Raw genomic sequence first — 26,410 nt, forward strand, 5'->3', positions numbered from 1 at the left:
ACAATGCGTCAGATCATGATGAGTTTCGTAACGTTGCGTTTCCGCGTGTAACATCAAGCGCTTGGCCGTACAAAGCGTTGAGCACTAACAGGATGCCTAAATGAAAATGCCCGGAGGCGCTGCCATGACCGCAAAATGGGATTTCTGGATCGACCGCGGCGGTACCTTCACCGACGTCATCGGCCGGGACCCGCAAGGCGGGCTGCATCCAAGGAAACTCCTTTCGGAAAATCCCGAAGTCTATGCCGATGCAGCCATCCAGGGCATTCGCGAACTGCTCGGCGTCCAGCCCGGCGCCCCGATCCCCTCCGCGCTGATCGGCGATGTCAAGATGGGCACCACGGTCGCCACCAATGCGCTTCTGGAGCGCAAGGGCGACCGCGTGCTGCTGCTCATCACCAAAGGCTTCCGCGATGCGCTGAGGATCGCCTATCAGGCCAGGCCCGATATCTTTGCCAAGCAGATCATCCTTCCCGAACAGCTCTATGAGCGTGTCGTCGAAATCGACGAACGGGTTCGCGCCGACGGCAGTATCGAGCGCCTGCTCGACATTGCTTCCGTACGCCCGGCTATTGAGCAAGCCAAGGCGGACGGCATCGATGCGGTCGCGATCGTCTTCATGCATGCCTGGAAACACCCCGAGCACGAAAAGGCCGTCGCCAAAGTCTGTCGAAAGCTCGGATTCTCCCAGGTCTCGGTCAGCCACGAGGTCTCGCCGCTGATCAAGCTGGTCGGCCGCGGCGACACCACGGTGGTGGACGCCTATCTTTCGCCGATCCTGGCAAGGTATGTGCAAAGGGTGGCAGGGGAACTGGGAGTTTTCTCCCCCCTCGAGGGGGAGATGGCCGCGCAGCGGCCAGAGGGGGTCATCTCAGAAGGCACCGCCAGAACGTTGAGCACTGCCGCAACGACCCCACCCGGCGGCTTCGCCGCCACCCTCCCCTCAAGGGGGAGGGAATCTCCTCGCCTCATGTTCATGATGTCGTCGGGCGGCCTCACCGCCGCCGATATGTTCCAGGGCAAGGATGCGCTGTTGTCCGGCCCGGCCGGCGGCGTCGTCGGCATGGTCGAGACGGCAAAACTCGCCGGTTTCGGCAAGGTCATCGGCTTCGACATGGGCGGCACCTCCACCGATGTCGCCCACTATGATGGCGACTACGAGCGCGCCTTCGACACCGAGGTCGCCGGCGTGCGCATCCGTGCGCCGATGATGCGCATCCACACCGTCGCCGCCGGCGGCGGCTCGATCCTGCATTACGAGGCCGGCCGCTTTCGCGCCGGGCCGGATTCGGCCGGCGCCAACCCCGGCCCGGCCGCCTACCGGCGCGGCGGTCCGCTGGCCGTCACCGACGCCAATGTCATGCTGGGCAAGCTGCAGCCCGAGTTCTTCCCGGCTATTTTTGGACCGGGGCAGGACGAACCGCTCGACGTGCAGACGGTTCGCGAAAAATTCACGGCCCTTGCCGCCGAGATCGGCGACGGCCGCTCGCCGGAAGCCGTCGCCGAGGGGTTCGTCACCGTCGCCGTCGAAAACATGGCCAACGCCATCAAGAAGATTTCCGTGCAGCGCGGCTACGACGTCACCGAATACCTCCTGAACTGTTTCGGCGGCGCCGGCGGCCAGCACGCTTGCCTGGTTGCCGATGCGCTGGGCATGGAGGCGGTGCTGATCCATCCGTTCTCCGGCCTGCTATCGGCATACGGCATCGGCCTGTCCTCTGTATTTGCGTCACGCCAGCAGGCGCTGCTGAAGCCGCTGGTGGAGGACTCCGGGGCGGCGATCGATGAACTCATCGCAACGCTGCGCAAAGCCGTCATCGACGAACTCGCCGCACAAGGCATCGCCGAAGACGCGGTCGCCTCGAAGCCGGTGCTGCAGGTCCGCTATGACGGCACCGATACTGCGCTGCCTGTGAACTTTGGTCACGGCTCGATCGCGCAGGCCAAGACGGACTTCGAATCGGCGCACAAGGCGCAGTTCGGCTTTGTCTACGACGACAAGCCGATGATCGTCGAATCGATCGGCGTCGAAGGTACCGACACCGGCGGCACCGGCCGCGATGAAAGCGATTCAGTTGTTGCAGATATGGCCGCAAGTCCTTCCGGGAACCGGAAAATCTTTGTCGACGGCGTCTGGCGCGACGCTGGCATCTTCCCTCGCGAAACACTGAAGCCTGGTAACAAGATCGCCGGCCCTGCTTTGATCATCGAGCCGAACCAGACCATTGTCGTCGAGCCGGGCTGGCAGGCCGAGATCACCGCCAAGGACCACGTATTGATGCGGCGCGTCGAGAAGAAGCGCCGGCACGCCGCACTCGGCACCGAAGCCGATCCAGTGATGCTGGAGGTCTTCAACAACCTGTTCATGTCGATCGCCGAACAGATGGGCGTAACGCTGCAAAACACTGCCTATTCCGTCAATATCAAGGAGCGGCTTGATTTCTCCTGCGCCGTCTTCGACCGGAACGGCGCGCTGGTCGCCAATGCACCGCACATGCCGGTGCATCTCGGCTCCATGGATCGCTCGGTGGAGACCATCATCCGGCTCAATTCCGGCGACATTCACCCCGGCGACGTCTTTGCGCTGAACGCGCCTTACAATGGCGGCACGCATCTGCCTGATATCACCGTGGTGACGCCTGTTTTTTCCCTCCCCCTTGAGGGGAGGGTGGCCGCGGAGCGGCCCGGTGGGGTCGTCTCAGGAGGCACCACAAGCACGTCGAGCACTGCCGCGGCGACCCCCTCCGCCGCCTTCGGCGGCACCTCCCCCTCAAGGAGGGAGGAACCCCTCATTCTCTTCTACGTCGCCTCGCGTGGCCACCACGCCGACATCGGCGGCACCGCGCCCGGGTCGATGACGCCGCTTGCCACCACGGTCAACGAGGAAGGCGTGCTGTTTGACAATTTCCGCATCGTCGATCGCGGCCGGTTCCGCGAGAAGGACCTGGAGACGCTGCTCACCGACCACCCCTACCCGGCGCGCAATCCGCACCAGAACATCGCCGACCTCAAGGCGCAGATCGCCGCGAACGAAAAGGGCGTCGCCGAGCTGCGCAAGATGGTCGCGCATTTCGGCCTCGATGTGGTCGAAGCCTACATGGGCCATGTTCAGGACAATGCCGCCGAAAGCGTGCGCCGCGTGCTGGAGCGGCTGCCCGACAGTTCCGAATACGAATATCCGACCGACACCGGGCAAAAGATCACAGTGAAGATCACTATCGACCGGCGGAAGCGCGAAGCCACCGTCGACTTCACCGGCACGTCGCCGGTCATGAAGAACAATTTCAATGCGCCAGAGCCGGTCGCCCGAGCCGCGGTGCTTTATGCCTTCCGCGTCATGGTCGAAGACAACATCCCGATGAATGCCGGATGTCTGCGGCCGATCAACATCATCATTCCCGACGGCTCGATGCTGAAGCCCACATATCCCGCGGCAGTCGTGGCCGGTAATGTCGAGACCTCGCAACATGTCACCAACGCGCTGTTCGGCGCCATGAGGGCGATGGCCAATGCGCAAGGCACGATGAACAATCTCACCTTCGGCAACAAGCAGTACCAGTATTACGAGACGATCTGCTCGGGCTCGCCGGCCGGCCGGATGAACGACGGCCGCGGCTTTGCCGGCACCTCCGGCGTCCACACCCATATGACCAATTCGCGCCTGACCGATCCGGAAGTGCTGGAACTGCGTTTCCCGGTATTGCTCGAGGATTTTCATATCCGCGAAGGCTCCGGCGGCAAAGGCAAATGGAATGCCGGCGACGGCACCAAGCGCATCATTCGCTTCCTCGAAAAGATGGAATGCGCGATCCTGTCCTCGCATCGCAACCGACCGCCGCAAGGCCTGGACGGCGGCGGCGACGGCGAAGCCGGCTCGACCAAGGTTCGCCGCAAGACCGGCGCGATCGAGACGCTGAAAGCCTGCGATCAAACGGTGCTCGACGCCGGCGAGGCAGTCATTGTGATGACACCCACCGCAGGCGGATTTGGCGAAGCCTGAACTCGCATCAACAGGTTGTCACCGGCCTGTCATCCACCTGCGTTACCCGCTTGCGGCAAAGCAAACGGGGAATCGCCTTGCCATGACGGACATTTCTGGGGAACTGGTTTTTCGCCGCGGCAAGGAAGTCGGCAAGGCCGTCTACCAGAACCGCCCGCTGTCGAAAGCCGGCATCTCCGAGCGCTTGTTCGCCTTCCTGTTCTCCGGCCTTGTCTACCCGCAGATCTGGGAAGACCCCGAAATCGACATGGACGCGATGCAACTCGGCAAGGGCCACCGCATCGTCACCATTGCCTCCGGCGGCTGTAACATCCTCGCCTATCTCACCCGGTCGCCAGAAAGGATCGATGCCGTCGACCTCAACGCCGCGCATATTGCGCTGGACCGCATGAAGCTCGCAGCGGTGCGTCACCTGCCGTCGCAGGGCGACCTGTTCCGTTTCTTCGGTGCGGCTGGGACCGGGCACAATTCGCAGGCCTATGATCGCTTCATCGCACCGCATCTCGACCCCGTCAGCCGCCATTATTGGGAGCGCCGCAACTGGCGCGGTCGTCGCCGCATCGCTGTCTTCGACCGCAATTTCTACCAGACCGGCCTGCTTGGCCTGTTCATCGCCATGGGCCACCGCACCGCAAAATTCTTCGGCGTCGACCCGGCCGGCATCATGGACGCCAAGAGCATCGCGGATCAACGCCGCTTCTTCGACGAAGAGCTGGCGCCGGTCTTCGACAAACCACTGCTGAAATGGGCGACCTCGCGAAAAGCCTCGCTGTTCGGCCTCGGCATTCCGCCGGCTCAGTACGATTCGCTGATCACCTCGGGTGACGGCACCATGGCCAGCGTGCTGAAGGCACGACTGGAAAAGCTCGCCTGCGATTTTCCGCTGAAGACCAACTATTTCGCCTGGCAGGCTTTCGCCCGCCGTTACCCTAATCCGGGCGAAGCCGCCCTGCCCGCCTACCTCGAAGAACGCAACTACAAGACGATCCGCAACAATGTCGATCGCGTTGCCATCCACCACGCCAATCTGATCGAGTTCCTTGCCGGCAAGGATGCCGGCTCGGTCGACCGCTTCGTGCTGCTCGATGCACAGGACTGGATGACCGACGGCCAGCTCAACGGGTTGTGGGCCGAGATCACCCGAACCGCCTCCACAGGCGCCCGCGTCATCTTCCGTACCGCAGCGGAACCCAGCCTGCTGCCTGGCCGCGTCTCGAATTCGCTGCTCGACCAGTGGCGCTACGAGAACGACGCCTCGCGCGAGTTTTCGGCCTGCGATCGCTCGGCCATCTATGGCGGCTTCCATCTCTATGTGAAGCGGTCCGCATGAGCACGACCGAATTGCCGGCCAGCCATGCCGAACTGATGGACGGTGTCTACCGCTGGCAGCGCCATATCTACGACCTGACCCGCAAATATTATCTGCTCGGCCGTGACCGGCTGATATCAGGGCTTGACGTGCCCGCCGGCGGCACCGTGCTCGAGCTCGGCTGCGGCACCGGCCGCAACATCATCCTGGCTGCCCGCCGCTATCCCGGCGCGCGCTTCTTCGGCCTCGATATTTCGGCCGAGATGCTGGAGACGGCCACCGCCGCCCTCGCGCGCGAAGGCCTCTCCGGCCGCGTCATCCTGGCGCGTGGCGACGCCACTGATTTCGACGCAAAGGCGCTGTTCGGCGTCAAAAGTTTCGACCGCGTCTTTGTCTCGTATTCGCTGTCGATGATCCCCGGCTGGGAGAAGACGGTGTCCGCGGCACTTGCTGCCCTGTCACCGGGCGGCTCGCTGCACGTCGTCGATTTTGGCCAGCAGGAAGCCTTGCCCAGCTGGTTCCGCACGCTGTTGCGCGGTTGGCTGAAAAAATTCCACGTCGAGCCGCGTGAATCGTTGCGCGCGGTTCTGGATTCGGAATCTGCAAGAACCGGCGCAAGCTTCCGTTTCCAAACGCTTTGTCGCGGCTATGCGTGGCTCGCCGTGATCGGCCCAGTTCGATAGCCAGGATGTGTTGAGATTCAGGTCAGGCCGAGTCGAAGACGGGGGTTCCGAGAACCGGAGCGGAGCGTCCTTTTGGCTACGTCAGCACCGGCCTACGCCGGCCGTAGCCTTAACTGCCACGACCGCTCCATAAGTGCTTTGGCCGGCGAAGGCCGCAAGCGCAGGAAACCACCGTTTGCAGGCCGGCATCACCTTAGTATCGATACAGCCTAATGCAGCGCCTTGACCAGCGCCGCCACCATCGCCTGCGGCCGGTAGCCGAGCCTGGCCGGCGTCAGGCCGAGCCGCACCACAACCAGCTGCTCCGAGGGGACGATGGCGACCGTTTGCCCGTCATGCCCCTCCATCCAATAGGTGTCCTTGGGCAGGCCTGTGGCAAGGCCGGCGCCGGGGTTTTCTTCGTCGCCCGGTCCTTCGATCCACAATTGCCCCTTGCCGTAGACCTTCGAGGCAGTTGCCGGTTCCCGCATCCAGTCGACGAAGCCGGCGGGCAGTATCTCTTTGCCGTTCCAGACGCCGCCCTGCAGCAGGAACTGGCCGAAGCGCGCCCAATCGCGTGCCGTGGCATAGAGATAGGACGAGCCGACGAAGGTGCCGTGCTCGTCGGCTTCAAGCACCGCGCTGTGCATGCCGAGCGGATCGAATAGCGCGGCCCTCGGCCAGGCCAGCGCCTTGTCCTTGTCGCCGATCGCGTCCTGCCACAATCGGGACAGCATCACCGCCGTGCCGCTCGAATAGGAAAACACCTTGCCGACCTCACCGGTCAGCGGCTTGGATCCGGCAAAGCCCGCCATGTCCGGTTCGAGATAGAGCATACGCGTCACATCGGCGACGTCGCCATAATCCTCGTTGAATTCCAGCCCGCTCGACATCGCCATCATGTCGGCGAGGCTGATCATGGCGCGGCCATCTCCCTTCCAGGGACCGAACAGGCCCTGGTTGGTCATCGCCAGCTTGCCGCTCTTCACCAGCGTGCCGACGATCGCCGCATTCACCGTCTTGGTCATCGACCAGCCCAATAGTGGCGTCTTTTCGGAAAAGCCGTCGCCATAGCGCTCAGCGACGATGCGGCCGCTCTTGACCACCACCACCGCCCGCATCCCGGCGCCGGTCATTGCTGGATCGTCGAGGACCTTCACAACCTCGGGATCCTGCGAGGCACCGACATCGTCGCCTTCCGGCCACATCGCATCGGGCAGCGGCGCCGGCGTCGGTGGAGCGCCGGCGATAGCCTTGGCGGCGGCAATATCCCCGTCGGGAACCGAGGCGCAGCCGAGCCCCTCGCGAGCGACCGCGACACTTTTGCCGAGCGCGCCGAACAGGCCCGCCGAAACCGTTCCCTTCTCCTTGTCCACCGACACTCTCATCAGCTGCAGCAGCGGATGACCCGGCGCCTGCACATCGACGGCGAGCACGTCGTTGGCGTCGCGCCCGGCGATGAAGACGTTCGAGCAGACGATCTTGGCCGCATAGCCGGAACCGACGCGGATCAGTTCCGGCGGCGCGAAATACAGCCAGCCGGCGAGTATCGCGGCGGCCAGCACAGCCAGGCCGAGCAGCCATTTGACGAACTTCAAAAGGATCTGCATTTTGAGTTCCCCCGGCGCGCTCGATCTATGTCATCGATTTGCCGCCATTGTTTCGGCAAAATCGCGGCTCTTGTCGAGCGCCGTCAACCGAATATCAACCATGATCGGCGATCACAGGTGCATGTCGCCCAAAAGCGCGCAGCGGTTTTGGGACCACGACATGCACAGACAAAAGAGCCAAGCGCGTCGAAGCGACGCGCTTGGACAGACCGGGCGATCCTGTGGGGTGACCGTCCGGCGGGGCTTGAATGCATGCGTCCCAAAACTGCGCAACGGTTTGGGAAATGCATGAAACGAAGATCCAGGCGCGTCGCGTAAGTCGGTTTCAGACACGCTGCGCCCGGTCGAGGGGCCACCCGCGGAAAGACCCATCAGCGGCCGGCTGAAACCGGCTCGGGAAGTAGCGATGCGCCGTTTCGCGGTCCTCATCACGCTGATGCTGCTTGGTGCCTGCTCGACGGTCGAGGATCTGACGCCATCGTCGTCCAGTGCCGCGACGGTTGCGGTACGCGCGCCCCGTTTTGCCGATTCCGACCCGCATGAATGGGATAGCGGCGCACCGTGGAGCTATGCCGTCCACGGCACCGACGTCTCCAAATACCAGACCTCGATCGACTGGCCGGCGGCCAGGGCCAGCGGCATCTCCTTCGCCTTCATCAAGGCAACCGAGGGCGGAGACCGGTTCGATGAAGCTTTCAACGAGCATTGGAGCCGCACCAAGGCCTCGGGCATCCCCCGCGCCGCCTATCACTTCTTCTACTTTTGCACGCCGGCCGCGACCCAGGCGCGCTGGTTCATCCAGAACGTGCCCAAAGACAGCTCGGCGATGCCGCCGGTCCTCGACATGGAATGGAACCCGAAATCGCCGACGTGCAAGCTGCGGCCCGATCCCGCCACGGTACGCAGCGAGATGAGCACGTTCCTCGAAATCGTCGAAAAACACTACGGCAAGAAGCCGATCATCTACACGTCGCTCGACTTCTTCGAAGATAATGGTTTGTCGGGTTTCCGCGGCTACCCCTATTGGCTGCGCTCCGTCGCCGGGCATCCGCGCCAGAAATACGGCAGCCATCCCTTCACCTTCTGGCAGTATACCGGAACGGGCGTCGTGCCGGGCATGGCCGGAAACGCCGACATCAACGTCTTCAACGGCTCCGAAGCCGCGTGGAAGAAGTGGTTGCGGCAGAACACCCGTTGACACCGGGCCTGCCGCCTGCTTTTCGACACAGCCAATGACAAATGCCTGCAACCGCTGGTAATCTTTTCGGAAGGATGGCGATGCGATTGCGCTTTGGACTTCTCGCGGCGCTGCTCCTGAGCGCCGTGCCGGCGGCGGCACAGCAATGCGGCGGCGATTTCGAGGCATGGAAGCAGGGCGTGGCGGCGGAGGCCAGGGCGGCCGGCGTCGGCGCTGCCGGCCTTGACGCGCTGGAAAACGCCACCCTCGATGAGAAGGCGTTGGCACGCGACCGCGCCCAGGGCGTCTTCACCCAGACCTTCATCGAATTCTCGAACCGCATGATCTCGTCCCATCGGCTGAAGCAAGGTGCGGCCAATCTGCAAAAATATGCCGAGGTCTTTGCCCGCGCGGATCGCGAATACGGCGTCCAGGCGCCGGTCATTGCCGCTTTCTGGGCCCTTGAAACCGATTTTGGCGCCGTGCAAGGCGATTTTCACACACTGAATGCGCTGGTGAGCCTCTCGTATGACTGCCGCCGCCCGCAGTTGTTCCGGCCGCAGATCGTTCCGCTGCTGATCTTGATCAATCGCGGCGTGGTGCCGGCCGACGTGACCGGTGCCTGGGCCGGCGAGATCGGCCAGACGCAGATGTTGCCTTCCGACTATCTCGGCCACGGCGTCGACGGCGACGGCGATGGCCGGGTCGACCTGCGCGGCAGCGCGCCGGACGTGATCATGAGCACGGCCAGCAAGATCCAATCGCGCGGCTGGAAGCGCGACCAGCCCTGGATCGAGGAGGTCCGTGTGCCCGACAACTTGCCGTGGGAGCAGACGGGACGCACCAACAAGCTGCCGTTGACGCAATGGAGCCAGTGGGGCGTTACCAGGCCCGACGGCACGCCGCTTCTCGACAACGGCCTGAAGGCCGGCCTGGCGCTACCCATGGGTCGCAAGGGGCCAGCCTTCCTGACCTACGACAATTTCGACGTCTATCTCGAGTGGAACCAGTCCTTTACCTATGCCCTTACCGCGGCAAATCTTGCCGCCCGGCTGGGGGGCGCTCCGCGATTCGATCCGCGCAACCCCGACCCCGGCCTCGACGGCGAGCAGATGAAGGCGCTACAGACCAAGCTCGAGGCGAGAGGCTATGACGTCGGCACCGTCGACGGCATCCTCGGCACCAACACCCGCGAAGCGATCCGCAAGGAGCAGATGCGGCTGGGCTTTCCGGTCGACGGCTGGCCGACGCCGGAGCTGCTGGCGAGACTGTGAGGGTGGTGAATGGTAAAAGAATAGCACCGGAGCCGCACTTGAGCACCAGAGATGCTACTATTCACTATTCACTATTCACTATTCACTATTCACTATTCACTATTCACTATTCACTATTCACCGCCTCGCCAGCAGGAAATCGATAAACGCTCGCAGCGGCGCGGGAACCGGCCGGGAACTCGCGTGATATAGATAAAAGCCCGGAAATCTAGGCGACCAGGCTTCGAGAAAGCGGATGAGCTTTCCCGCTTCGATCCACGGCCGGACCTGATATTCCAGCATGTACGCCACCCCGACCCCATCCAGAACCGCCCCCATCATCAGGTCCGTATCGTTTACCGTCAGGCCGCCGCTGACGGCCACTTCCAAGGCACGCTGGCCTCGGGCGAACTCCCAGCGGTAGAGATTGCCGCCGCTCGGCCACTGGAAATTGATGCACTGGTGCTGATGCAGGTCCGCGGGATGGCGGGGTATCGGGCGATGCTCCAGATAGCTCGGCGCCGCCACTGCGGCCATCTCGAGTTCCTCGCTGAGCTTCACCGCCACCATGTCCTTGTGCAGCCGCTCACCCAGTCTGATTCCGGCATCGAAGCGACCTTCGACGATGTCGGTGAGCATGTCGTCGACGATGATGGTGAGGGCGATATCGGGATAGGCGCGGCGGAAGTCGCCGAGGATCGGCGCGATGAAACGCGTGGCGGCAATGCGCGGAACATTGATGCGCAGCGAGCCTGCCGGCCGGCCGCGTGATGCATGCGCATCGGCGACGGCCCCTTCCAGTTCGCTGAACGCCGGCGCGATGCGGGCAAACAGCTTCTCGCCCTCAGCGGTCGGCGACATGCTGCGCGTGGTGCGGTTGAGCAGGCGGACACCGAGACGGTCTTCCAGCCCGCGTATCGTCTGGCTGAGTGCTGGAGGCGAAATTCTGAGCTTGGCCGCGGCGCGGACAAAGCTGCCCTCTTCGATGATTGTTGCAAATGCCGTGAGTTCGGAAAACTCGGTTCCGCGCATTATGTACCCCAGGCTTAACAAGTCAGTTAGATAATAGGCTATTCTCTGAGCAATAGCATGCCCCTAGCTATCGCTGGAACGCCGCTCGATCGGGGCGGCCGTATCCAGACGGAAGGAACAGCCATGCATCGTCCACTCGAAGGCAAAACCGCACTTGTGACCGGCAGTTCGCGCGGCATCGGACGCGCCATCGCGGAGGGGCTCGCAACCAAGGGTGCTGCCGTGGTCGTCAACTATGTCGGCAACGAGAAAGCCGCCAGGGAAGTCGTTGCCGCCATTGAAGGGAATGGCGGAAAAGCCGTCGCCATCCAGGCGGACGTCTCCAGCATCACCGACATTCGCCGGCTGTTCGACGAAACCGAAAGGCAGATGGGGCCGATTGACATCGTCGTCGCCAATGTCGGCGTCGCCGTCATAAAGCCGCTCGTCGAGGCTACCGAAGCGGACTTCGATCATGTGTTCGGCACCAATGCCAAGGGCACCTTCTTCACGCTTCAGGAGGCGGCGCGCCGCGTTCGCGACGGTGGCCGCATCATTGCCGTCTCCACTGGTGGAACCAAGATGTTCTTCACGCAGACGGCGCTCTATCTCGGCAGCAAGGGAGCCGTCGAGCAGTTCGTCCGCGTCCTCTCGCGCGAACTCGGCCCGCGCGCCGTTACCGTGAATGCGCTGTCGCCAGGCTTCACCGACACCGACCTGCTTCCGGAGCGGGACCGGGCCGTGGCCGCAGGCATGTCGCCCTTCGGCCGGATCGGAGCACCGCGCGACGTCGCCGATGTCGCGGTTTTCCTGGCTTCGGACGAAGCTCGCTGGCTGACCGGCGAGAACATCCAGGCCGGCGGCGGAGTAGCCTGACTACTCGGGGGCGAAGGGTGAAGGGTGAAGGGTGACGATTCACCGAAGCGGACGGAACGCAAGAACCGCTTCCATTCACTATCAACTAATCCGCCATCGTCTCCAGGCTGGCAAACCCCTGCGGTGCATCGCCTTCGTCGAATGGCGTCGCCACCTCGACGAAAGTATCGGGATAGAAGCCGTTGAACCGTGTCCGGAGCGACAGCGAATAGGCGCCGATATGGCCGATCTCGATCCAGTCACCGGTATCGACGGTTTCGGGCAGCCAGAACGGCCGCGACAGTATATCGACGGAATCGCAGGTCGCGCCACAGACCTTGAACGGCACGATGGTCTTGTCCTCGCCATTGCGCGAGCGGATCGCCGGATCGGGGATGAAGCGTGCCGGCAGCGTGATCTTGCCGGTCCATGAATCCGACAGCGACGCCCAGATGCCGTCATTGATGTAGAGCCTTTTGCCCTTGCGCAGCAGCACGCGCACGATCAGCGACAGGCAGCGCGCCACGATCACCCGGCCGGGCTCGGCCACCAGCTGCATCTGGTCGAATTGGTACTCCTGGAGGTCGCCCGACAGCCGCGACATGATCTGGCCGAGCGACGGCATTTCCGGCTTGCGGCTGTTCGGATCATGACCGTATTCGGCGGGAAAGCCGCCGCCGACATCGAGCCCGGCAATGTCGAAGCCGACGCGGTTGCGCACCCAGTCGGCGGAGGCCAGCGCCCGCTCGTAGGTGTCGGGATCCTCGATCTGGCTGCCGACGTGAAAGCACAGCCCTACCTTGTAGCCGGTCCGGTTCAGCCGTTCGGCCAGTTCGACCGCATTGGCAGGTCCGGCGCCGAACTTCTTCGACAGTTCGTAGGCCGCCGAGCCCTTCGTCTGGATGCGCACGAACACGGTGATGGCGCCCGGGTCGATGTCGAGCGCCCGCACCACCCTGGTCAGCTTGGTGATCTCGTCCTCATGGTCGAGCGAAATGACGCGGATGGCGTATTTTTCCAGCGCCAGCCTGATGTCCGACTGCGCCTTCACCGGGTGCATGTAGAGCATCTCGGCGTCCGGCGAGACGGCGCGCACGGCGGCGAATTCGCCGGGCGAGGCCACATCAAAGGCGCTGACGCCGGCCTCGACCAGCGCGTTGAGCACGATCTGCTCGCCATTGGTCTTGACCGCATAGGCGGTCTTGCCGGGAAACATGCCCATGAACTGTTTGGCGTCCGCCTTCAGCACCTGCGGGCGGAAGCAATAGATCGGATCGTCCGGGCGAAGCGCCAGCGCTGCCTCGCGGGCATTTTCGAATCGCTGCATGGACGAATCCCTTGACTGAGGCTGCGCACAATTAATCCAAGCTAGCGGCTAATGAAAACAATTCTATGTCTCGCCGCCCCGGCTTCGCGGCGCTACGCCGTTCTGTGCGCCGGTTATCAGCGAGCTAGGCCATCGTTCAGGTTTCGGGTGGCCCTTGCAACTGGACCGGGTATGCGTGAACAGATGCCTGAAGAGCACGCATTTCGTCAGGGAGGACGACCAATGGCGATAGCTGCCACCACCACGATGCGCGGGCCGATGGTGCTCAAGGACTGGGCCCAGCTTCTGCTGCTCGGCGCCATCTGGGGCGGTTCGTTCTTCTTTGCCCGCATTGCGGTGTCGGAACTCCCTCCGCTGGTGCTGGTGCTGTTTCGCGTCGCCATCGCGGCGACCGCGTTGCAGCTCTACCTTGCGGTTCGCGGTCCATCCTTTCGCCTCGCCTTCCCACATGCCGGACTGTTCTTCCTGCTGGCGCTCGCCAACAATGTCATCCCTTTCTCGCTGATCTTTGCCGGCCAGACCGAGCTCGGCGCCGGCGTCGCCTCGGTGCTTAATTCGACCACGCCGTTCTGGACGCTGATCCTCGCCAACGCCCTGACCAGCGACGAAAAACTGTCGTGGAACAAGCTTGCCGGCATCGCCCTCGGTATCGCGGGGACGGCGGTGATGATCGGTCCTGGCCTTGTCGCCGGGCTCGGCGGGCCGGTCTGGGCGAAATTCGCGCTCATCGGTGCCTCGGTCTCCTATGCGGTTGCGCTGATGATCGCCCGCCGCTTCAAGGGTGTGCCGTCACCGGTCATTGCCGCCGGACAATTGACCTGCTCGACCATCATCATGATCCCGGTCGTTCTGTTCACCTATGACGCTGCCACTCTGTTTTCGGCTTCGCCGCCGGTATGGGCGGCGGTGCTGGCGCTGGCGCTGCTGTCGACCGCCTTCGCCTACATCCTCTATTTCAACCTCGTCGCCTCGGCCGGCGCCACCAACGCCTCGCTGGTCACGCTCATCGTGCCGGCCAGTGCCATCCTGCTCGGCTTGCTGTTCCTGGGCGAGCGGCTCGAACTGTTCGAATTGGGCGGTATGGCGCTGATTGCGCTCGGCCTCGTCACCATCGACGGTCGCTTGTTCGGGCGGCGTTAGAGCATGTTCCCCAACTCTCAGCTCGAAATCGATTCCGATTTCCGCCGCGGTAGCGCTGCCATTCTCGTTGCTGCCCGGCTTCGCCACAAATTATTCACAGGTCCAACGCCGGCTTTTGACCAAGAGTTTCAATGCCTAACGGCAAACGGCAGGTCGCAAATTCCACAATCTCGTCGCATTGCAGCAAAGTTTCTGCTTGCCTGTGGCACAAATGACCCTAGACTCTCGCCATAGCTCTTAAGAGGAGGCTATGACATGGGACTGACGAGGCCGATCAACGCATTGATGATTTGTGCTGCGTTTGCATTCATCGGCGCCCTCATTATGGGCGTCCTTCCATAAGGCCGCTAAGCGGGGGAAGACCAGCACCGAATACTACAAACCATTGAAAAGGCCGGGCATTTTGCCCGGCCTTTTGCATTCCGCCGATCTTTGACATTCCAAAAAGGAGCTTGCCGCCTTACGCTGCGGCGGATCCCGCCGCCTCGACTTCGTGCGACCTGATGCCGATCATGTGGCAGATGGCGAAGACCAGATCGGCCCGGTTCATCGTGTAGAAGTGGAAATCGCCGACGCCGCGCTCGACAAGGTCCAGCACCTGCTCGGCGGCCACGGCAGATGCCACCAGCGCATGCGTTTGCGGATCGTTCTGCAGCCCATCGAAACGCTCGGCCAGCCATGCCGGCACCAAGGCGCCGCACCGCGCCGAGAAGTTGGCGACCTGGGTGAAATTGTGCACCGGCAATATGCCCGGCACGATCGGTATGTAGATGCCGGCCCGCCGTGCCCGCTCGACATAGCGCTCATAGAGATCGTTGTCGAAGAAGAACTGGGTGATCGCCCGCGTCGCCCCATTGTCGGCCTTGCGCTTCAGCATGTCGAAATCGGTGGCGAAATCCGGACTCTCCGGATGTTTTTCCGGATAGGCCGAGACCGATATGTCGAAATCGCCGGCGCCCTTCAGCGCATCGACCAGTTCGGCGCCATTGGCATAGCCTTCCGGATGCGGCCGGTAAGCCGCGCCGACGCCCTCGGCCGGATCGCCGCGCAGGGCGACGAAACGCTTGACGCCCATATCGGCGAACTCCCGGATCACCGCATCGACCTCGTGGCGCGCCGCGTCGACGCAGGTCATGTGCGCCGCCGGCGTCAGCGACGTTTCGTTGAGGATGCGCTTGACGGTGCGGGCCGTGCGCTCGCGCGTCGAACCACCGGCGCCATAGGTGACCGAGACGAATTTCGGCTTGAGCGGCTCCAGCCGGGTGACCGTGTCCCACAGCCTTGCTTCCATCTCGTCGTTTTTCGGCGGAAAGAACTCGAACGACACCCTGACCTTGTCGCCGATGTCGGGACGGCGGGAGAAGCGGAACTGGTTCATCAGGCGGTTTCCCCTATCGGATACGCATTGGCCGGTTGTCTGTCGTTGGAAGGCTCGGCAATCAGCATGCGCCGATCGCGGCCGAGCCAGAGTTTGACGGTGAGCTTGGCCTCGTTGCCACCGCGCGGTTCGAATTCCTGGCTGTCCTCGAGCTCAAGGCCGGCCTCGGAAAACCAGTCGGCGATTTGCCGGTCGGAAAAGCCGAGGCGCATATGCGCGTGCTCCTCGCGCAAGAACTCCAGCGTGTGCGGCGCGAAATCGACGATCACCAGCCTGCCAGCCGGGCGCAACAGACGCGCCGCCTCTCGGATGGCGCGGGCAGGATCGTCGAGATAGTGCAGCACCTGATGGATGGTAACGAGATCGAAGGCGTCGCGTTCGACCGGCGGGGCGAAAATGTCGCCCTGCCGCACCTGCGCATTCGAAATGCCGGCCTTGTCGAGATTGGCGCGCGCCACCGTCAGCATTTCGCGCGACATGTCGATGCCGATACCGCGCCGATAGAGCGGCGAAAATATCTCGAGCAGCCGTCCGGTGCCGGTGCCGAGATCGAGCATCGACTGGAACGGCCGCTTGCCGACGAGCTTGATGAGGGCTGCTTCGACGGCGCGGTCTGGCACATGCAGCGAGCGGATATGGTCCCAGCTTGCGGCGTTGACCGAGAAATATTCGGCAGCCCGGTCCTGCCGCTTGCGCTTGACCGCGGCCAGCCGTTCGAGATCACGCTCGACCTGCGGATCGGCGCCGCGGATGCCGGAGACCAGCCTGAGCACAAAATCGCGCGACGTGTCGGAATCCGAAAGCCGGAAGAAAGCCCACGAGCCCTCCTGGTAGCGGCCGATCAGCCCTGCCTCCAGCAGCAATTTCAAATGGCGCGAGACGCGCGGCTGCGACTGGCCGAGGATTTCGGTGAGATCTGAAACGGTCAGATCGCCGCGCGACAGCAGCGCCAATATACGCAGCCGGCTGGATTCGGCAGCCGCCTTCAATGTATCTACCATCGTGTCGAGAGCGACATGCATGCGAGCATTCTCTTTGAAAAGATATAAACATATGTTTATGTCGGTTTTGATAGGCTTGCAAGCGCTATGTCGCTTCCGGACAAGAAAATGACGCATGCGCAGCGGATCGCGCAAAGCCGGATGCATCGAGGCGAGGCCCATGTTCGAAACGCGCAGCGGCGAAAAGCTCCTGGAAACCGACCCGGCAACGATGCCGCCGGATGGCCATGTCGTGTTCATCGGCCGCATCGCTTCGCCTTGGATCACGCGGGAGACTTGCCCCAAAAACATGAAGGCCGCGCGGGAGACGGGACAGCCGGCGCACTTGGTCATCGACCCGCTTTATCGTGAGGGCCTGCTTGGGCTGGAACGCGCCAGCCATGTGATCGTCCTGTCCTGGCTGCACCATGCGCCGCGGCAACTGATTATCCAGAAACCCCGCCATGCCATGGAGCCGAAAGGCGTCTTTTCGCTGCGCTCCCCTGCCCGGCCGAACCCAATTGGGCTGCATGTCGCCAGGCTGGTTGCCGTCGATATCGATACCGGCCGCATCGATCTCGATGCCATCGACGTGCTCGACGGCACGCCGGTCATCGACATCAAGCCCTACTTCGCCTCGACCGATGCCTTCGCCGCGGCGACCATGGCCGGGCGGGACGAGTTGTCCAGATCGGACGGGCAGTGAGCGCCCCGACCGGCCGCCGCCGCGCCATCGCCAAGGCACTGACAGCGCTCCTGCCGCTGGCGCCCTATGCCGACATGGAAAAGATCCGTGCCGATGCCGGCGCCGTGCACATGAAGACCTTGCCACCGAGCATTGCGGTGTGGCTGGCGACGATAGCGCATATCCGCCACGCCCATACCGACTACGAAAAGCTGCTGGCCGAAGGCTATGACCGCGATTCCGCGCGCTTCTTCGTCATCGAGCAAACCAACATCGTGCTAACCCGCTGGCGTGCCACCCGTCTGCTCGATGATGAGGACGAGGAATAGAGCGATGGCAGACACACGCGTCGAGTTCTACGGCGCCCCCCTCTGTCCTGCCGGACATCTCCCCCTCAAGGAGGGAGATTGGCCGTCATCGTCGCTTTCGCCAATTTTCGAAGGGATGCAGGAAAAGTGCGATCCCCGAAGCTGCCAATCTCCCCACTTGAGGGGGAGATGTCCGGCAGGACAGAGGGGGGCGCTGTCCTGCCGACGTCAGGCCGGCAACATCGGAACTTTCAAAGCCAGAAACAAAAAAACCGCCTCGGAGGGCGGATCGTTGGAGCCAATTAGCACCATGCCGAAATTAGTAGCATAGCTGCCGGCACAAAGCAAGAACAAAATACGCAGCGCGCGGCTTTGACTGGCTTTGCCGCCTTGCCTAGAAAACAATCAGGCCCGGTAAATCCACTGCTCCGGCACGCGCACCGAAATCTCCTCGCCGGCAGTGATCGTGCCGGGCTTCTCGACCCAGGCGACGAGCCCGCGCAACCGCTTCGCTGCTTTCGGGAACAGCAGCGCGCCGGCCTCGACGTCGGCTATCCCGGCATGCTCGGCGACCGACCTGCCCGCGATCCGGCAAGGCCCGTTCTGCGCGTCGACCTTGACGGTTGCGCCGCCTTTGAAGAACAGCAGCGTGCCGGATGGCAACATCGAGAGGTGCGGCAGGCCTTCGATCACGAGATTGGCGCCGATCCATTCCGGCTTGATCTCGGCGATGCCCATCCGTTCGGCGACGATTGCCAGTTCGTCCGCTGCCACGATCGACAATTGCCGTTCGTTGCGCATCTCGGTGCCGCGCGGATACCAGGGCTCGCGCCCGCCGGAGCGCCGCGTCGTGCCGGCGTGGAAATCGCCATCGATGCCATCGAAGCCGAGCTGCAACGTATCCACTGCCCGTGTCTCGAAATGATCGAACGGTGCGAGGTAAAGCGCTGCCACCCTGGCGGCGAGTTTTCGCGCGGGCACGATCTCGGCCGGAGTTTCGGCTTCGGGAAAAAGATCCGGCATGGGTTCCTGCCTCGCGTGATACGCGCAATTAGCCGCGGTCAGCTCATCAGGTCCAGTCGAAAGCGCTGATGCTCCGATCAAGCGGACTGATGCGATTTGCCAGGCGCGCTCCGATGCGGTGCCGTCCGCGCCGAAATAGTCAGAGCATGCGCAACAGCGCGCCGCCGATCGAGTAGCCGGCGCCGAACGCGCAGAGCAGGCCATAGTCGCCGGCCTTCATGTCGGCATGGTTCTCCGACAGGGCGATGATGGCGCCGGCGGCGGCGGTGTTGCCGAGGCGCTCCAGCACCATCGGCGCGCGGTCATGGTCGACCTCATGACCGAAGGATAGTTTCAGGATCATGGCGTTCATCCGCGCATTGGCCTGATGCAGCCAGAAACGCCGGATCGCTTGCGGCGTCAGCCCGTGCTCGGCTAGGAACTCGACGATGAATTTGTGGCCGGCAACGGTGACTTCCTTGAACACCTTGTTGCCGATCTGCTTGATCAGATTGCCTTCCAGATCGATCATGTACGGATCGTCCTGGGTGGCGCGGGTATAATAGCCGAGATTGGTGCGGATGCTGTTCGACATCTGCGTCCAGGTACGCGTATCCAGCACCTCGAATCGGCCCGGCCGCTTCTCGCCCTGGGCGAGCCCTTCGACGACCATCGACACGGAAGCGTCGCCAAAGATGAAATGCGTCTGCCGGTCGCGAAAATTGAGATGGCCGGTGATGATCTCCGGCGTCGACACCAGCACGCGTTTGTGCGCCCCTGCCCGCACCAGGTTGACGGCGATGTGCAACGCGGCCGCGGCCGACGAGCAGCCAAGCCCCATGTCGAAACCGGCGCCCTTCGTCCCCAGCGCCTGCTGCATCTCGATGGCGATCGCCGGATAGGGCCGCTGATGGTGCGAGGCCGAGCAGATCACCAGGTCGATATCCCCTGGCTTCAGCCCCGCATGATCGAGCGCCTTGCTGGCCGAGGCGATGCCGAACTCGGCCTCCAGCGACAGCGCATCGTCGGGCCGCGCCGGGAAGCGCGGCGCCATGCGGGTCGGGTCGAGGATGCCCTCCCGTTCGATGACATGGCGGGTCTGGACGCCCGAGGCATGGACGATGAAGGCACTGTCCGATTTCTGCAGCAGCGGCTCGCCGGACATCTCGCGGCGGACGTTCTCGATGTCCACCCAGCTGTTGAAGCTGGCGACGAGTTCCTCATTGGTGATCGAAGCCTCGGGGATTTCAACGCCGATGCCGCTGATGATGACGCGATGCATTTTCAGTTCGTCCCGTGCGCAGGCGTTGCGGCTTCATGTCGGCGCCGCAAAAAGCTCGGCGCAACCTCTTTTGCACCTAGCCAGTTTATGCCGGCTTAAATCAAGTCCCTGGAAACGGTCTAAAAGTTCCTAAGCAGCGCGCCGCGCCACGATGAAGAGACGGGGAAAGCGCAGCAACACCTTGCCGCTTGCCGTTTTCGGATAGGCTTCGCTGATCCTGGCCGTGTAGCGCCTCAGGAAAAGCTGCCGCTCGTCTTCGTCGAGCGGATCGAGGAACGGCTTCAGCCCCGTCGACTTCACCCATTCGACGATCGCCTCGGCATTGGCCAGCGGATGGTTGTATATGGTGTGCCAGATATCGAGCCGGTCCGAGAACGGCGACAGAAGGTCGTAATAGAACGAGACCGGCGGCAGCGGCGCGCGAGCCGCGCGCTCGAGCTTTTCGGTGAACGGCATCTCGGCCGCGGTCTCGCGCATCAGCCGGTGCGAGGGCTCAGCCATGTTGTCCGGCATCTGCACGGCAAGCGCGCCGCCGGGCGCCAAAAATCCCATCAGCCGCTGGAAGACTGCCGGATGCTCCGGCAGCCACTGGAACACCGCGTTAGCGAAGATCACGTCGACGGGTTCGGTCGGCTGCCACGCCGCCGCATCCGCCACCGCAAAGCTGACGCCGGGCAGGCGCGCCTTGGCCTTCTCGATCATGTTGGGCGAGGTATCGAAGCCGCTGATTTGCGCCTGCGGCCAGCGCTCGACCAGCAATTCGGTCGAATTGCCCGGTCCGCAGCCAATGTCGACCACCTGGCGCGGTTCTGGCACCGGCACCTGCGCAACGAGATCGCGCGCCGGCCGCGTGCGCTCATCCTCGAATTTCAGGTAGAGGGCGGCGGACCAGTCGGGTCTCACCTTCGCGACTGGGGTCATCGATAGACCTCGCGACGGTCGCCAACTTGAACCACCCAAATTGCGACGGCGCTATCATCGATCCTTGTCAGAATTCGGAATGAGCCCACACGATATTTCCAGAGACCTGCCAGCGGTCCTGTTAGCGCTTCGCCAAGTTCGCGTGGATTATCGCGCGGGGCGAGCCTGTTTTCCAGGAAGTCCACAATCCGACGCTGATCGGACCTTTGCAATCTGGAGATCTCCTTCAGTGCACGCTTCTCGACACGAATTGTCCACACGATCAGCCGTCACTGCGGTCGCTTGCATCGTCCAATCCCAGTCGTTCCTTAACTTCGGCCAGAGAAAGCCATTCACCTTCACCATCGTTAAGGCGCTCGAGGGCGATTAGTCCGTCCTCCAAATCCTGAATTTGCTCGGCAATGGCCTCAACGACTACGTCGTGTTTTGTCCGGCCAGTTTTCCTTGCGACGATCTCGAGGCGTTTTTCCAGCGCGGTAGGAAGCTCCACATTAAGCATGTCTGTCTCCTTCCTGTAATTCTACGAGCAGCCTGGGACGCTTGCAACCAATCCGTTCCCTACCGCGTCAGCCGCTTATACGTCATCCTGTGCGGGTTGACGGCGTCCGGGCCGAGGCGGCGGATCTTGTCCTGCTCGTAATCCTCGAAATTGCCTTCGAACCATTCGACATGGCTGTCGCCCTCGAAGGCGAGGATGTGCGTCGCCAGACGATCGAGGAACATGCGATCGTGCGAGATGATGACGGCGCAGCCGGCGAAGTTTTCTAGCGCGTCTTCGAGTGCGGCAAGCGTTTCGGTATCGAGATCGTTGGTCGGTTCGTCGAGCAGCAGCACATTGCCGCCGGTCTTCAGCATCTTGGCCAGATGCACGCGGTTGCGCTGGCCGCCGGACAGGTTGCCGACCTTCTGCTGCTGATCGCCGCCTCGAAAGTTGAACGACGCACAATAGGCGCGGGTGTTGGCCTCGAACTTGCCGAGCTTGACCACTTCGGCGCCGCCCGAGATTTCTTCCCAGACGGTCTTGGTCGGGTCGAGCGCGTCGCGGCTCTGGTCGACATAACCGAGCTTGACCGTCTCGCCGACGCGAATGGTGCCGGCGTCCGGCTTTTCCTGGCCGGTGATCATGCGGAACAGCGTCGTCTTGCCGGCACCGTTTGGGCCGATGACGCCGACGATGCCGCCCGGCGGTAGCTTGAATTCGAGGTCGTCAATCAAAAGCGTGTCGCCAAAGCCCTTCGACAGGCCCTCGACCTCGATCACCACATTGCCGAGCCGCTCGCCATGCGGAATGACAATCTGCGTGTCGCTCGGACGCCGTTTGTCGGCTGCATCCAGCAGATCCTGGAAGGCCTGGATACGGGCCTTCGACTTGGTCTGCCGGGCTTTCGGGCTGGACTGGATCCACTCGCGCTCGCGGCCGATCGCCCGCTGGCGCGCATCGTCCTCGCGGCCTTCCTGCTTGAGCCGCTTGGCCTTGGCTTCGAGGTATTTGGTGTAGTTGCCTTCGTACGGGATACCGCGGCCGCGATCGAGCTCGAGGATCCAGCCGGTGACGTTGTCGAGGAAGTAGCGGTCGTGGGTGATGATCATCACCGCGCCCGGATAGGCACGCAGATGCTTTTCCAGCCACGCCGTCGTCTCGGCGTCGAGATGGTTGGTCGGCTCGTCGAGCAGCAGCAAATCGGGCTGGCGCAGCAAGAGCTGGCAGAGCGCGACACGGCGGCGCTCGCCGCCCGACAACTTGGTGACATCGGCCTCCTTGGGCGGACAGCCGAGCGCCTCCATCGCCATCTCGACCTGCTGTTCGAGATCCCAGAGGTTGAGCCGATCCATCTCGTCCTGCAGCTTGGCCGACTCGTCCGCCGTCTCGTCGGAATAGTTCATCATCAATTCGTTGTAGCGCTCGATGATGGCGGTCTTGGCCGCGACGCCTTCCATGACGTTTTCGAACACGTTCTTGTTCGGATCGAGTGCCGGCTCCTGCGCCAGGTAACCGACGGTAGCACCCTCGGCCAGCCAGGCCTCACCGCTCCACTCCTTATCGATGCCGGCCATGATCTTGAGGATCGTCGACTTGCCGGCGCCGTTGGGGCCGAGGATGCCGATCTTGGCGTCCGGGTAGAAGGACAGATGGATGTTCTCGAGCACCTTCTTGGTGCCGTAGGCCTTGTTGAGGCCGGCCATGTGATAGATGAACTGGCGTGCCACGCGCGCTTTCCCTGAAAAGTCGACTGATGTCGGATTGAATGGAAGTTGGGGGCTATGTAAGCGATGCGGCCCCGAACGGCAAACAGTTTTGGCCCCAAGCGGATTTGGTCGCACCCACAAACGCTTAGACGCTTCATTTCATGCCGGCACCCAGGCGAAAGCTCCGGTTAACCATTCCGCGTCAAACAATATTGGATGGGAAATCGCTGGCAGCCGCGATTTCGGGGAGAGAGATCGGGCCGTGTTGAACAGTTTCCTGCTTTTTGCCGAAGCGGTTCTCTATTTCGGCATCATGGTCACGCTTTTCCGGTTCAGGGGCCGTATCGGCCTCGGCGTCTTTGTTTGCGCCCTTGGCGTCATGCATTTCCTGGAAACCTATCTCGCCAGCGTCTTCTACGTCGCGCTGCCGTTCGGCATGGCATCGCCAGGTTCGGCCGTGCTGTTTTCCGGCAAGCTGGTCATGCTGCTCCTGCTCTACATCAAGGAGGACGCGGCAACTGTCCGGCAGCCGATTTACGGCCTGCTGCTCGGCAATGCCCTGATGATCGGGCTCGTGCTGATCCTGCGCGTGCATGACATCGCACCGCTGCCCGACGGCAAGCTTCCCGACATCGGCTTCATCGACGAGATGGGCTGGCTGATGGTGTGGGGCACGACGCTGCTGTTCGTCGACGCCATCCTGATCATCCTGCTCTATGAAAAGCTCGGCAAATATCTGCGCAAGGCGCTTTTCACCCGCATCCTGGTCTCCGTCGCCTGCGTGCTCACCTTCGACCAGGCAGGTTTTTTCACGGCGCTGCATTTCGTCACCGGTGCGCCAGTCGCCGTGTTTTTCGGCGGCTGGTTCGCCAAGATGGCAGCGGCCTTTGTCTACAGCACCATGCTGGTCGCCTATATCAGGTGGTTCGAGGCGCGGCAGGTGCCGGCGCCGCGCGGGCTTTCCGACATTTTCGACACGCTGACCTATCGCGAGCGCTATGAGGCGCTGGTCGAGCATGTCGGTCGCGACGGCCTCACCGGCCTGCTGCACAGGGGGCGCTTCGACAGCGACGGCGAGGCCGCTGTGGCAACCAGCCTGCGGACCGCCAGGCCGCTCAGCCTGCTGATCATCGATGTCGACCACTTCAAATCGATCAACGACCGCTTCGGCCACGCCGAGGGCGACAGGGTGCTGAAAGCCCTGGCAATTTTGCTTGGCGAACTTGTCGGGACCGACGATCAATTGTTCAGAATCGGCGGCGAGGAATTCGCCATCCTCGGCTGGCGTCCGCAGCCGCTCGCCAGGCTGCTGGGCGAAACCGTCAGGCAAGCGGTCAAGACTTCCGCGAGCACCAGCCGGTTCGACATTACCGTCAGCGCCGGCATCTCGACGGTCAGCGAGACGACCCGTTGCCTTGCCGATCTCTTCGCGCTGGCCGACCAGCGTCTCTACAAGGCCAAATCCACGGGACGCGATCGCGTTGTCGGCGAACCGGGCGGCAACGAAGCAGACGCCCGCAACACATGGACCAGGCCGGAGCGCAGCGCCGGCGCGTAACACTACCCAGGCCTGCGATTGGCTCAATCAGGATTGTTTGCGCCGCCGCCATGCGCCGATCGCAACCGAAACCGCCATCAGCGCGATCGCCAGCCACTTCAACGCGGTAATAATCGGGCCGGCTTCGATGTCGTAGGCAATGAACAGAAGAATGCCCGGTACCAGCAGGCCGCAGAGCACGAGCGTGATCCGGTTGATCTGCCATGACACTTTTACCGCAAGCGCCTGATCGCCGGGCACGGCGACAAGCGCGGCATGTAGCGACTTCGGCGCCACCAGCGCTGTCGAAAGACGCAGCGAGATAGGCAGGCCGATGCCGATGATCAGGAAGGCGCATGCCGCGAGGAGAAGCGAAAACTTGAGCGCACTGGTTTCGGCCGGTAGCGGGAACAGCAGCGCCGCCAGCGGCAGGAAGACACAGAATATCCCCAGCGCGGCGATGGCGATGAAGATCGCCGCGTTGACCAGCGTGAACAATTGGTACGTGCCGCCGCCGACGGGTTTGGCGAGCGTGGTCATGCGCGCCCACTCCACTTCGGTGTAGGAAAAGCCCGGCCACTCCATATGGCCGTCGCGGATCGCCGTCATGCCCTTGGCCCAGAACGCCAACCGCGCCAGCGCGCCGCTCGTCACGCCACTCATCGCCACCCCCTGCGAATGATACCCCCCCGGGATCATACCATCCCCGGTGCAAAGCGACAGTCGCGTACGGCCTGTTTACTGGAACCCGACGGCATCGACCGCGCCCTTCGGGCAGCCGGCCTTGGCTGTCGGCGCCGAGGCAAGCAGCAGCGCACCGAGCGAAGCGTTGGAAGCGATCGGGCCGGTCAGGCCGAGCGTCAGCTCGCCGATCAGCCGCCTGCCGTTCGAGGGATCGACCACGCAGGAAACGCGGACCCGGTCGCCCGCGCCTTTGCCGAAGGTAACGTCGAAGGTGCTGCGGATCTGATCGGATGTCAGTTGCTTGCCGATGTTCTTGATGAAGAGATCGCGCACTGGCGAAGCGTTCACCGCGCGCATCAGTTTCAAGGCGTCGGAGAAATACTCCTGCTGGCTCTTGCCGTAGCAGGTGCCGTGCTTGATCCACTCGTGCCTTTCGAGTGCGGACGCGGTGCCCGGCATCACCTGGTCGAGTTCCGATCGCGTTTTCGGGTCAAGGGTGACCGGCGGCAAATCCCGCCAGTGCGCCGGATCGTCATTCTCCTTGTCGCTTGCCGCGACCTGACAATAGAAATTTCCATTCGGCTGCGGCCACAATCCATGCAAGGTGAAGTGGGTCGCATCGAAACCGGCGGCGGTCTGCGCCCGGCATTCGGTCTTGCTGGATTTTGTCTCGCAGAAAGCCGGCTGCCAGCTCAGCGCGAAGACATATTCCGGCTTTCCGGACGCCGATGGCTTGTTCGGCTCGGCAGGCGCCGGTGCAGCCGGCATCGTCGACGCGCTGCCGCCCGAAACGTGACCGCAGCTGATCTTGACCCAGCGGCGCTCCGGATCGGCGCCCGGCACGCGAATGAGATAGTGAGTAGGCGCGTCCTTGTTGCCGGCCAGCAGATCATAACTCTGACCAGCCGCGGTCGAGACATTGCCGGGATTCTTGGCGCTCTTGATCGCCTGCGTTGCCGGACAGGCGGCATCGGCGACGAAAGAGCCGGTCATCTTCACATCGGCCCGCGCCGCGCTTGCGCCAGCAAACGCAAGAAACACCGCCCCCCATATCGCCCAAATCCGCATTCCGGCACTCCTCGTGATTCACGCCGCAAGCTAG

The 26,410-nt window shown here is 62.9% G+C and carries 23 protein-coding genes; 10 read left to right on the plus strand and 13 right to left on the minus strand.

Annotated elements, in window-relative coordinates; all coding sequences use genetic code 11:
* Positions 1-124: 124 nt before the first annotated feature.
* From NKH98_RS07255 to NKH98_RS07265, 3 genes are all read left to right on the plus strand, one after another.
* Positions 125-4,000 carry a hydantoinase B/oxoprolinase family protein gene (locus tag NKH98_RS07255; protein ID WP_352897443.1) on the plus strand — a complete coding sequence of 1,292 codons (3,876 nt, stop codon included), beginning with the start codon at positions 125-127 and terminating at the stop codon, positions 3,998-4,000.
* An 82-nt stretch (positions 4,001-4,082) separates the two neighbouring features.
* Positions 4,083-5,330 carry a BtaA family protein gene (locus NKH98_RS07260; RefSeq protein WP_352897373.1) on the plus strand — a complete coding sequence of 416 codons (1,248 nt, stop codon included), beginning with the start codon at positions 4,083-4,085 and terminating at the stop codon, positions 5,328-5,330.
* On the plus strand, positions 5,327-5,992 hold the full coding sequence (locus NKH98_RS07265) for a class I SAM-dependent methyltransferase (protein WP_352897375.1): 666 nt from the start codon (positions 5,327-5,329) through the stop codon (positions 5,990-5,992). Before NKH98_RS07260 ends, NKH98_RS07265 begins: the two co-directional genes overlap by 4 nt.
* Positions 5,993-6,201: 209 nt before the next feature.
* On the opposite strand, the gene NKH98_RS07270 is transcribed toward NKH98_RS07265, so the two are convergent.
* Positions 6,202-7,581, minus strand: a complete 1,380-nt coding sequence (locus NKH98_RS07270) for a serine hydrolase domain-containing protein (protein WP_352897377.1) — start codon at positions 7,579-7,581, stop codon at positions 6,202-6,204.
* A gap of 406 nt (positions 7,582-7,987) precedes the next feature.
* Here NKH98_RS07270 and NKH98_RS07275 point away from each other — a divergent pair, with 406 nt between their 5' ends.
* Complete coding sequence (locus tag NKH98_RS07275) at positions 7,988-8,779, plus strand: glycoside hydrolase family 25 protein (RefSeq protein WP_352799486.1); 792 nt, start codon at positions 7,988-7,990, stop codon at positions 8,777-8,779.
* 80 nt (positions 8,780-8,859) lie between these two features.
* The gene (locus NKH98_RS07280) at positions 8,860-10,032 is read left to right on the plus strand and encodes a lytic murein transglycosylase (RefSeq protein ID WP_352799485.1); all 1,173 of its coding nucleotides are present in this window, start codon (positions 8,860-8,862) and stop codon (positions 10,030-10,032) included.
* A 117-nt stretch (positions 10,033-10,149) separates the two neighbouring features.
* Here the strand turns inward: NKH98_RS07280 and NKH98_RS07285 are convergent, their stop codons facing one another.
* The gene (locus tag NKH98_RS07285) at positions 10,150-11,043 is read right to left on the minus strand and encodes a LysR family transcriptional regulator (RefSeq protein ID WP_352897380.1); all 894 of its coding nucleotides are present in this window, start codon (positions 11,041-11,043) and stop codon (positions 10,150-10,152) included.
* Positions 11,044-11,166: 123 nt separating this feature from the next.
* On the opposite strand from NKH98_RS07285, the gene NKH98_RS07290 reads away from it, so the two are divergent.
* Positions 11,167-11,898 (plus strand): SDR family oxidoreductase, encoded by a 732-nt coding sequence (locus NKH98_RS07290; protein WP_352799482.1) that lies wholly within the window; start codon positions 11,167-11,169, stop codon positions 11,896-11,898.
* Between the two features lie 85 nt (positions 11,899-11,983).
* Here the strand turns inward: NKH98_RS07290 and NKH98_RS07295 are convergent, their stop codons facing one another.
* A complete protein-coding gene (locus tag NKH98_RS07295) occupies positions 11,984-13,204 on the minus strand; it encodes an alanine racemase (protein ID WP_254819010.1) in 1,221 nt (406 codons plus the stop codon).
* 222 nt (positions 13,205-13,426) lie between these two features.
* On the opposite strand from NKH98_RS07295, the gene NKH98_RS07300 reads away from it, so the two are divergent.
* Positions 13,427-14,344, plus strand: coding sequence for a DMT family transporter (locus NKH98_RS07300; RefSeq protein WP_352897382.1), 918 nt, complete (start codon positions 13,427-13,429; stop codon positions 14,342-14,344).
* Positions 14,345-14,804: 460 nt separating this feature from the next.
* Here the strand turns inward: NKH98_RS07300 and metF are convergent, their stop codons facing one another.
* Positions 14,805-15,722, minus strand: coding sequence for a methylenetetrahydrofolate reductase [NAD(P)H] (metF, locus tag NKH98_RS07305; protein ID WP_254819012.1), 918 nt, complete (start codon positions 15,720-15,722; stop codon positions 14,805-14,807).
* Entirely contained in the window at positions 15,722-16,744 is a 1,023-nt protein-coding gene (locus NKH98_RS07310; RefSeq protein WP_254819013.1) for an ArsR/SmtB family transcription factor, read from the minus strand. The genes metF and NKH98_RS07310 overlap by 1 nt, the downstream gene beginning before the upstream one ends.
* A gap of 139 nt (positions 16,745-16,883) precedes the next feature.
* On the opposite strand from NKH98_RS07310, the gene tsaA reads away from it, so the two are divergent.
* Positions 16,884-17,408, plus strand: coding sequence for a tRNA (N6-threonylcarbamoyladenosine(37)-N6)-methyltransferase TrmO (gene tsaA, locus NKH98_RS07315; protein ID WP_352799480.1), 525 nt, complete (start codon positions 16,884-16,886; stop codon positions 17,406-17,408).
* Positions 17,405-17,716 (plus strand): DUF2293 domain-containing protein, encoded by a 312-nt coding sequence (locus NKH98_RS07320; protein WP_254819015.1) that lies wholly within the window; start codon positions 17,405-17,407, stop codon positions 17,714-17,716. The genes tsaA and NKH98_RS07320 overlap by 4 nt, the downstream gene beginning before the upstream one ends.
* A gap of 384 nt (positions 17,717-18,100) precedes the next feature.
* On the opposite strand, the gene NKH98_RS07325 is transcribed toward NKH98_RS07320, so the two are convergent.
* From NKH98_RS07325 to ettA, 6 genes are all read right to left on the minus strand, one after another.
* Entirely contained in the window at positions 18,101-18,718 is a 618-nt protein-coding gene (locus NKH98_RS07325) for an MOSC domain-containing protein (RefSeq protein WP_352897384.1), read from the minus strand.
* Between the two features lie 139 nt (positions 18,719-18,857).
* Complete coding sequence (locus NKH98_RS07330) at positions 18,858-19,979, minus strand: beta-ketoacyl-ACP synthase III (protein WP_352897386.1); 1,122 nt, start codon at positions 19,977-19,979, stop codon at positions 18,858-18,860.
* Between the two features lie 129 nt (positions 19,980-20,108).
* A complete protein-coding gene (gene tam / locus NKH98_RS07335; protein WP_352897387.1) occupies positions 20,109-20,900 on the minus strand; it encodes a trans-aconitate 2-methyltransferase in 792 nt (263 codons plus the stop codon).
* Entirely contained in the window at positions 20,897-21,160 is a 264-nt protein-coding gene (locus NKH98_RS07340) for a type II toxin-antitoxin system RelE family toxin (RefSeq protein WP_352897389.1), read from the minus strand. The genes tam and NKH98_RS07340 overlap by 4 nt, the downstream gene beginning before the upstream one ends.
* 2 nt (positions 21,161-21,162) lie before the next feature.
* Positions 21,163-21,399, minus strand: a complete 237-nt coding sequence (gene relB, locus NKH98_RS07345; protein WP_352897391.1) for a type II toxin-antitoxin system RelB family antitoxin — start codon at positions 21,397-21,399, stop codon at positions 21,163-21,165.
* Positions 21,400-21,458: 59 nt separating this feature from the next.
* Positions 21,459-23,108 (minus strand): energy-dependent translational throttle protein EttA, encoded by a 1,650-nt coding sequence (gene ettA, locus NKH98_RS07350; protein ID WP_254819019.1) that lies wholly within the window; start codon positions 23,106-23,108, stop codon positions 21,459-21,461.
* Positions 23,109-23,349: 241 nt separating this feature from the next.
* On the opposite strand from ettA, the gene NKH98_RS07355 reads away from it, so the two are divergent.
* Positions 23,350-24,645 (plus strand): GGDEF domain-containing protein, encoded by a 1,296-nt coding sequence (locus tag NKH98_RS07355; protein ID WP_352897393.1) that lies wholly within the window; start codon positions 23,350-23,352, stop codon positions 24,643-24,645.
* A gap of 27 nt (positions 24,646-24,672) precedes the next feature.
* Here the strand turns inward: NKH98_RS07355 and NKH98_RS07360 are convergent, their stop codons facing one another.
* Together NKH98_RS07360 and NKH98_RS07365 are read right to left on the minus strand one after the other, a co-directional pair.
* The gene (locus tag NKH98_RS07360) at positions 24,673-25,287 is read right to left on the minus strand and encodes a hypothetical protein (protein WP_352897394.1); all 615 of its coding nucleotides are present in this window, start codon (positions 25,285-25,287) and stop codon (positions 24,673-24,675) included.
* A 75-nt stretch (positions 25,288-25,362) separates the two neighbouring features.
* The gene (locus NKH98_RS07365; RefSeq protein ID WP_352897396.1) at positions 25,363-26,376 is read right to left on the minus strand and encodes a ribonuclease T2 family protein; all 1,014 of its coding nucleotides are present in this window, start codon (positions 26,374-26,376) and stop codon (positions 25,363-25,365) included.
* Positions 26,377-26,410 lie beyond the last annotated feature (34 nt).

This window comes from Mesorhizobium sp. M0833 (assembly GCF_040319905.1).
GTDB lineage: Bacteria > Pseudomonadota > Alphaproteobacteria > Rhizobiales > Rhizobiaceae > Mesorhizobium.

Coding starts and splice junctions, on each gene's coding strand:
- NKH98_RS07255 (WP_352897443.1), top strand. CDS start 125: ATGACCGCAAAATGGGATTTCTGGATCGACCGCGGCGGTACCTTCACC.
- NKH98_RS07260 (WP_352897373.1), top strand. CDS start 4,083: ATGACGGACATTTCTGGGGAACTGGTTTTTCGCCGCGGCAAGGAAGTC.
- NKH98_RS07265 (WP_352897375.1), top strand. CDS start 5,327: ATGAGCACGACCGAATTGCCGGCCAGCCATGCCGAACTGATGGACGGT.
- NKH98_RS07270 (WP_352897377.1), bottom strand. CDS start 7,581: ATGCAGATCCTTTTGAAGTTCGTCAAATGGCTGCTCGGCCTGGCTGTG.
- NKH98_RS07275 (WP_352799486.1), top strand. CDS start 7,988: ATGCGCCGTTTCGCGGTCCTCATCACGCTGATGCTGCTTGGTGCCTGC.
- NKH98_RS07280 (WP_352799485.1), top strand. CDS start 8,860: ATGCGATTGCGCTTTGGACTTCTCGCGGCGCTGCTCCTGAGCGCCGTG.
- NKH98_RS07285 (WP_352897380.1), bottom strand. CDS start 11,043: ATGCGCGGAACCGAGTTTTCCGAACTCACGGCATTTGCAACAATCATC.
- NKH98_RS07290 (WP_352799482.1), top strand. CDS start 11,167: ATGCATCGTCCACTCGAAGGCAAAACCGCACTTGTGACCGGCAGTTCG.
- NKH98_RS07295 (WP_254819010.1), bottom strand. CDS start 13,204: ATGCAGCGATTCGAAAATGCCCGCGAGGCAGCGCTGGCGCTTCGCCCG.
- NKH98_RS07300 (WP_352897382.1), top strand. CDS start 13,427: ATGGCGATAGCTGCCACCACCACGATGCGCGGGCCGATGGTGCTCAAG.
- metF (WP_254819012.1), bottom strand. CDS start 15,722: ATGAACCAGTTCCGCTTCTCCCGCCGTCCCGACATCGGCGACAAGGTC.
- NKH98_RS07310 (WP_254819013.1), bottom strand. CDS start 16,744: ATGCATGTCGCTCTCGACACGATGGTAGATACATTGAAGGCGGCTGCC.
- tsaA (WP_352799480.1), top strand. CDS start 16,884: ATGTTCGAAACGCGCAGCGGCGAAAAGCTCCTGGAAACCGACCCGGCA.
- NKH98_RS07325 (WP_352897384.1), bottom strand. CDS start 18,718: ATGCCGGATCTTTTTCCCGAAGCCGAAACTCCGGCCGAGATCGTGCCC.
- NKH98_RS07330 (WP_352897386.1), bottom strand. CDS start 19,979: ATGCATCGCGTCATCATCAGCGGCATCGGCGTTGAAATCCCCGAGGCT.
- tam (WP_352897387.1), bottom strand. CDS start 20,900: ATGACCCCAGTCGCGAAGGTGAGACCCGACTGGTCCGCCGCCCTCTAC.
- relB (WP_352897391.1), bottom strand. CDS start 21,399: ATGCTTAATGTGGAGCTTCCTACCGCGCTGGAAAAACGCCTCGAGATC.
- NKH98_RS07360 (WP_352897394.1), bottom strand. CDS start 25,287: ATGAGTGGCGTGACGAGCGGCGCGCTGGCGCGGTTGGCGTTCTGGGCC.
- NKH98_RS07365 (WP_352897396.1), bottom strand. CDS start 26,376: ATGCGGATTTGGGCGATATGGGGGGCGGTGTTTCTTGCGTTTGCTGGC.